The 5,904-nt window shown below is 44.7% G+C and carries 6 protein-coding genes; 1 reads left to right on the forward strand and 5 read right to left on the reverse strand.

The genetic code is table 11. The features are described 5' to 3' along the window. Positions 1 to 32 precede the first annotated feature (32 nt). Complete coding sequence (locus tag CAG68_RS19730; protein WP_005376877.1) at positions 33 to 509, forward strand: MarR family winged helix-turn-helix transcriptional regulator; 477 nt, start codon at positions 33 to 35, stop codon at positions 507 to 509. Positions 510 to 549: 40 nt separating this feature from the next. Here the strand turns inward: CAG68_RS19730 and CAG68_RS19735 are convergent, their stop codons facing one another. The 5 genes from CAG68_RS19735 to CAG68_RS19755 all read right to left on the reverse strand — a co-directional run bounded on the left by CAG68_RS19735 (position 550) and on the right by CAG68_RS19755 (position 5,733). Beyond that, a complete protein-coding gene (locus CAG68_RS19735; RefSeq protein ID WP_005376875.1) occupies positions 550 to 1,188 on the reverse strand; it encodes a response regulator in 639 nt (212 codons plus the stop codon). Further along, positions 1,181 to 2,536 carry a cache domain-containing protein gene (locus tag CAG68_RS19740; RefSeq protein WP_025767289.1) on the reverse strand — a complete coding sequence of 452 codons (1,356 nt, stop codon included), beginning with the start codon at positions 2,534 to 2,536 and terminating at the stop codon, positions 1,181 to 1,183. Before CAG68_RS19740 ends, CAG68_RS19735 begins: the two co-directional genes overlap by 8 nt. A gap of 151 nt (positions 2,537 to 2,687) precedes the next feature. After that, on the reverse strand, positions 2,688 to 3,974 hold the full coding sequence (locus CAG68_RS19745) for a TRAP transporter large permease (protein ID WP_005376871.1): 1,287 nt from the start codon (positions 3,972 to 3,974) through the stop codon (positions 2,688 to 2,690). Positions 3,975 to 3,986: 12 nt separating this feature from the next. Beyond that, positions 3,987 to 4,526 carry a TRAP transporter small permease subunit gene (locus CAG68_RS19750; RefSeq protein WP_005376869.1) on the reverse strand — a complete coding sequence of 180 codons (540 nt, stop codon included), beginning with the start codon at positions 4,524 to 4,526 and terminating at the stop codon, positions 3,987 to 3,989. 115 nt (positions 4,527 to 4,641) lie between these two features. Then, the gene (locus tag CAG68_RS19755; protein WP_017636112.1) at positions 4,642 to 5,733 is read right to left on the reverse strand and encodes a TRAP transporter substrate-binding protein; all 1,092 of its coding nucleotides are present in this window, start codon (positions 5,731 to 5,733) and stop codon (positions 4,642 to 4,644) included. Between the last annotated feature and the right edge of the window lie 171 nt (positions 5,734 to 5,904).

A 5,904-nucleotide genomic window follows, 5' to 3' on the forward strand; every position in this document is an offset into this window, starting at 1 on the left:
GATAAATGTTCCCTACAGACTGGATGAATAAATTGGAAAAGTACGAAGAAGTATTGGTCTCGATTCGTCAGATCATCCGCGCTATTGATTTACATTCTAAAAAGCTGAGCAAAGAGTCTGGATTGACTGCTCCACAGTTGATTTTGATGCGCGCTATCAATGACTTAGATAACGTGACGATTAAACAGTTGTCTAGCCACACTAACATGAGCCAAGCGACCGCAACGACCATTCTAGATAGACTAGAACGAGGCCAGTTTGTTGAGCGTCAGCGCAGTGTTCAAGACAAGCGTAAAGTGCATGCTGTACTTACGAGCAAGGGCCAAGAAGCCTTAAAACAAGCACCAACGCCGCTGCAAGAGCACTTCATTAATCGATTCCAAAAATTGGAAGAATGGGAGCAATCCCTTCTACTATCTTCCGTTCAACGCATCTCGACGATGATGAATGCAGAGGACATCGATGTTGCTCCAATGCTAGAGCTTGGTAGCATTACCAAAGCCGATTAGTTTCGCTCCCACGTGCTCGCTTTTTGCGGGCACTACTCTCCTACTCAGTCAACCCAGTTTCAAACGCATATTTTGCTAACTCCGCCGTCGAATGTAAGTCCAACTTGTGCTTAATGTTATGGCGATGCGTCTCTACCGTTCGATAACTAATATTGAGTAAAGTGGCGATTTTCTTGCTGCTGTTTCCTTGAGCAACTAATTTAAGTACCGCTTCTTCCCTGCGGCTGAGAGGATTCGTTTTTTGCGTGGCAGGCACCACTTCTTGGGTAAAGAGTGTTTGTGTGACGGATTCACAGAAATACGTCGAGCCTTGGTTAACCGTTTTTATTGCTTGCACCATTTTCTCGGCCGAGATTTCCTTGAGCATATATCCTACGGCACCAGCTTGCATGACCTTCATGATGTACTCGCGATTATCGTGCATGGTCAACATAAGTATTTTGCTCTCTGGGCGAGCTTCTTTAATTACACCAGTCGCTTCAATACCGTTCATTATTGGCATGCTGATATCCATCAATATGACGTCCGGTTGCAAGTGCTTTGCGACCTCTATCGCTTCCAAGCCATTACTTGCTGTACCCACCACTTCGATGTCAGGCTCTAACTCCAAACGAGCCATGAAGCCATCCAATACCACTTGATGATCATCGACAATCACTACACTAATCGGTTTATCCATAAACTATTTCATCCAAATTAAGCAGCACAGTAATCTCTGTTCCCAAGCCAAGCTCACTCATTAGCTCAAATTCACCACCGATGAACTCTACACGCTCTTGCATGTTCCTTAACCCAATCCCTTGTTGGTGCACTGCATGGTTAACCACAAATCCAACCCCATCGTCACGTATGAGTAATTGCAGCATATTGCCCATTTTTTGCAAAGTAACCGTTACTTTTTTCGCTCGCGCATGTTTTTCAATGTTATTCAAAGACTCCTGAGCGACGCGATATAGCGTCGTTGCGACTTCCGAAGTCAGTTTGTGCTGCTGAGTATCGAAATTGCTCTCGATATCAATCCCGGAATGGGAATGAAAATCCTGTAGCAAGGTCGTCAGTGCTGCTTCTAAACCGATATCATCGAGGGCGCTTGGACGGAGCTGATGAGAAATATGCCGCACCTCATTTATCGCGGTGACGAGCGATCGTTGTGATTTATCTAAGTGGGATTTGAGTTTTTCGTCTTCCAGTCTATGACTCATTAAGTCTAAATGACATTTACTGGAGACTAACAACTGATTGATTCCATCATGCAGTTCTCGCGCTAAATGCTTTTTCTCATCTTCTTGGAACATCACGGTTTTATGTGCCAATTCTTTCAGGTTCTTATCAGCGAGGCGATGCTCGTGCAGATTGATCGCCAGAGTGAGAACAATGATTACAGCAACGGTCACCGCTAAGATCACGACGACTGAGAAAAATGTCGTTTCGATATTTTTGTTCACCGCCGCGCGCATATTGGCGACTTCTCGGCTTACATCCTCAATATACAGCCCAGTCCCTATCATCCATTCCCACTTATCGAGCCATGCAGCGTAACTAAGCTTAGGGACAACTTCACCCGTAGATGGCTTTTGCCACAGGTACTGATGAAATCCACCACCGGATTGCGCTTGATACAATAGAGCTTCGATTAAGCGATCGCCATTTTCGTCTTCAAGATAGAGTAAGTTTTCCCCGACAAGCTCCGGAAGAACTGGGTGTACAAGGTTGGTACCATATTTATCATAAGCAAAAAAATAGCCGTCCGACCCATAACTCAAACGATTTAAAATCGCTTTCACACGCGTTTTGGCAGCACTCTCTTCTAAAGTCGGATCGTTGTAGATGTAAGAAATGGAGTCAAAAGCGACGTCGACCGTATCTTTCAGCGCCGCTTCTTTTGATTGGATCAGGTTTTGATGAAAGATCTCCACCTCCCTTTTGCCAAGGGTCTTAGTTTGATAGATAGAGATCCAGCTGATACTCGCTGACACCAATACCACGGGTATCAGTGTCAGCAGAATTAACTTTGCTTTGAGAGGCATCCCTTCCCTCCATGAAACGCTGCCTTTACAGCTTACTATCTTAGCAGTACAAACGAATCGATTGTGTCTGCATAGACATAATTAACAGCTTAACAACTTGTCTCAAAAGGTAAAAACTCTCAGTTCACAAAATCTCTTTATTATCGAGTGATTAACTCATACCGTAAAAACCTGGGAAAAACAGCAAAGACGCCAACACAACAATCTGAATCGCGATGAACGGCATCACACCTTTGTAGATATCACGCGTAGTAACCCCTGCTGGAGCGACACCTTTTAGATAGAACAAACTAAAGCCAAATGGCGGTGTGAGGAACGACGTCTGCAAGTTCATCGCAATAAGAATCGCAAACCACGTCATATTAATGCCCATCAATTCAGCGACTGGCGCAATAATTGGCACGATGATAAAACAGATTTCAACGAAGTCGATAAAGAAACCTAAAATCAGAATCACCACCATGGTAATAATAAGGAATCCCCACTTTTCACCCGGCAGTTCTAACATCCACTCTTCAACTAAATAATCACCACCAGTGTAGGTAAATGCCATTGAAAAGGCGGTCGCACCAAGTAAGATCGCAAAGACCATTGCGGTTACTTTAACTGTCTCTTTTGATGCATCATAAATCATCGACCAACTAAACTGCTTATACAATAGCGATAAAATAATCGCACCTGCACCACCCAGTGCCGCTGACTCTGTTGGTGTTGCAATCCCTGCAAAGATGGAGCCCAATACCACAATGATCAATGCTAAAGGTGGCAATACAGCTTTCAGTGCGGTGAGCACTTCTTGTTTACGACTGATCGACTCATCACGCTCTATCGCCTGTGCGGCTTGAGGGTTCAACTTCGCGTAGATGAGAATGTAGATCACATAGGCGCCAACAAGTGTAATACCGGGCCAGATCGCAGCTTGAAATAGGTCCCCTACCGGTACGCCAAGTACATCACCCAACAAGATCAACACGATAGAAGGTGGGATAATTTGGCCCAACGTGCCAGACGCACAAATAGTCCCACACGCTAAACCTTTGTCGTAATTGTACTTGAGCATCACAGGAAGAGATATTAAGCCCATCGCAACAACTGATGCGCCTACCACCCCCGTTGAAGCTGCAAGCAATGCGCCAACTAACACGGTAGAAATAGCGATACCACCGCGAACGCCACCGAACAAACGCCCCATTGATTCTAGTAGCTGTTCAGCAAGCTTCGTTTTCTGTAGCACTAGCCCCATAAAAACGAACAGCGGTACGGCCATTAGCACCGTATTTTCCATAATGGATTGAATTCGATATGGCATAAAAGCAAACATCTCGATGCCTTCAGCCCAAACACCAAAAATCAGCGCGATACCACCAAAAGTAAAGGCAACGGGAAATCCCAATAGAAGCGCAAAGAGCGCAACAAAAAACATCACTATACCGATCATAATGACTTCCTTTTACGACTTACCGTTATTACCGGCATAGATGAGATGAGGGTTGACAATTTTGTTGATTGAATGAAGTAACAATCCAATACCACTCACCGCCATAAAGAAAAATGACAGCGGAATCATCGCTTTGATAATCCAACGATATGGTAAGCCACCTGGGTCCCCAGACGTCTCGCCTAACGCGTAACTTTCCTTGGCGAAATCAATACCAAACCAAGCGACCAGTAGGCAAAAAGGGAATAAGAAAAATAGTGTGCCTATGATGTCGATGATGGATTGTGCTTTGTAAGATAAGCGTTCATAAAAAATGTCGACGCGAACATGGCCACCGGACTTAATTGCGTAAGGCACACCAAGCAAGAACACGGCAGAGAATAGATGCCATTCCATTTCTTGGAATGCGATAGACACATCATTAAACACGTAACGCATGACAACGTCGTACACAACGTTTGCTAACAACAAAATAAACAGGATGCTGGATAACCATCCGAGAAAATCGCTAAAGCGGTTAAATAATCGCTCAATATAAATAAGACTTCTCATTCCGAACTCCGTGGAACGTTTAGATGCGCTCCGCTATGGTGCGGAGCATTCATTATGAAGTTTTCTTGGGCTTCGATAGCAGGCTAAACCTCTCGGCATCGCCTGCTTCATAACGTTATTGTTGAGCTTGACTGTTTAAGTACGCTCGGTGCGAAATATCTGACCATGGTCGAACTTGATTCATATAGTTCGCTTGCGACTCTTGAATCTCTTTCGCCAAAGCATCTTTTTCTGCATGTTCTTTCAACAAACGATCGTTTGCTTCTCGCAACGCAGCTACTACTTCAGGTGGGAAATCTTTTACTTCAACATTTGGGTATTCAGACTTAATAGATGCCCAGTTTTTGCCGCTTTCGTGTTTCGATTGCGTGTACATATCGTAAGCGGCCGTTTTCATGGCTACTTGCAAAATCGCTTTTAGATCATCAGGTAGACGGTTCCAGGTACGCTTGTTAACGAGGAACTGAAGCTCAGTCGCTGGCTCATGCCAACCTGTGTAGTAGTAAGGCGCGATTTTGTGGAAGCCCATACGTAGATCTAGCGATGGACCAACCCATTCCAAGGCATCAATTGTGCGACGCTCTAGAGAAGTATATAGCTCACCAGGGGCGATATTCGTTGGCTTGGCACCTAACTCGGCCAAAATCTCACCAGCAAACCCTGGGATACGCATTTTCAAACCCTGTAAGTCCTCGACGGACTTGATCTCTTTTTGGAACCACCCGCCCATCTGAGTATCGGTATTACCGCCAGGGAAAGACATCAAGTTATGTGGAGAGTACACTTTTTCCATCAGCTCCATACCACCGCCGTAGTAAAACCATGCATACTGCTCAGTTGGCAACATACCGAAGGGCATAGAAGTGAAGTAAAGTGTGTTTGGAACCTTACCCTTCCAGTAATAAGACGCTGAGTGCCCCATGTCATACTGACCCGACTTAACCATATCAAACACCCCAAAAGGCGCTTTATGCTTGTTTGCGGAATCAATGCGGATTTGCAAACGTCCGTTGGACATCTCTTCCGCCATTTTGGCCATGTTTTTTGTGGTATCACCAAAAATTGGGAAATTAGGCCCCCAAGTTTCAGCAAGCTTTAAGCGATAGACTTTTTCAGCAGCGTTTACAGAAGTCGCTGCGAGTGCCATCGCGGCAGCGACAGCGGTTGTTTTGAGCACTCGTTTTAAAGATTTTTGGATTAGACTCATCGTTCACGTCCTTTATCACCAAGGTTATTGTTGTCATCCATTTCATTAGGATTGGCTGTATTCGGTATAAAAGATGTAACAATGTTGTCTAATGCGAAATGGGCATGAACACGGAAGCGAGTAATTCATCAATAAGGCATTAGCCTAAGGTATTACGTACAAGTACGTAGG

Origin of the sequence: Vibrio sp. V42_P2S4T144, from assembly GCF_009904715.1 — a bacterium.
In the GTDB taxonomy this organism is placed as follows: Bacteria; Pseudomonadota; Gammaproteobacteria; order Enterobacterales; family Vibrionaceae; genus Vibrio; species Vibrio alginolyticus.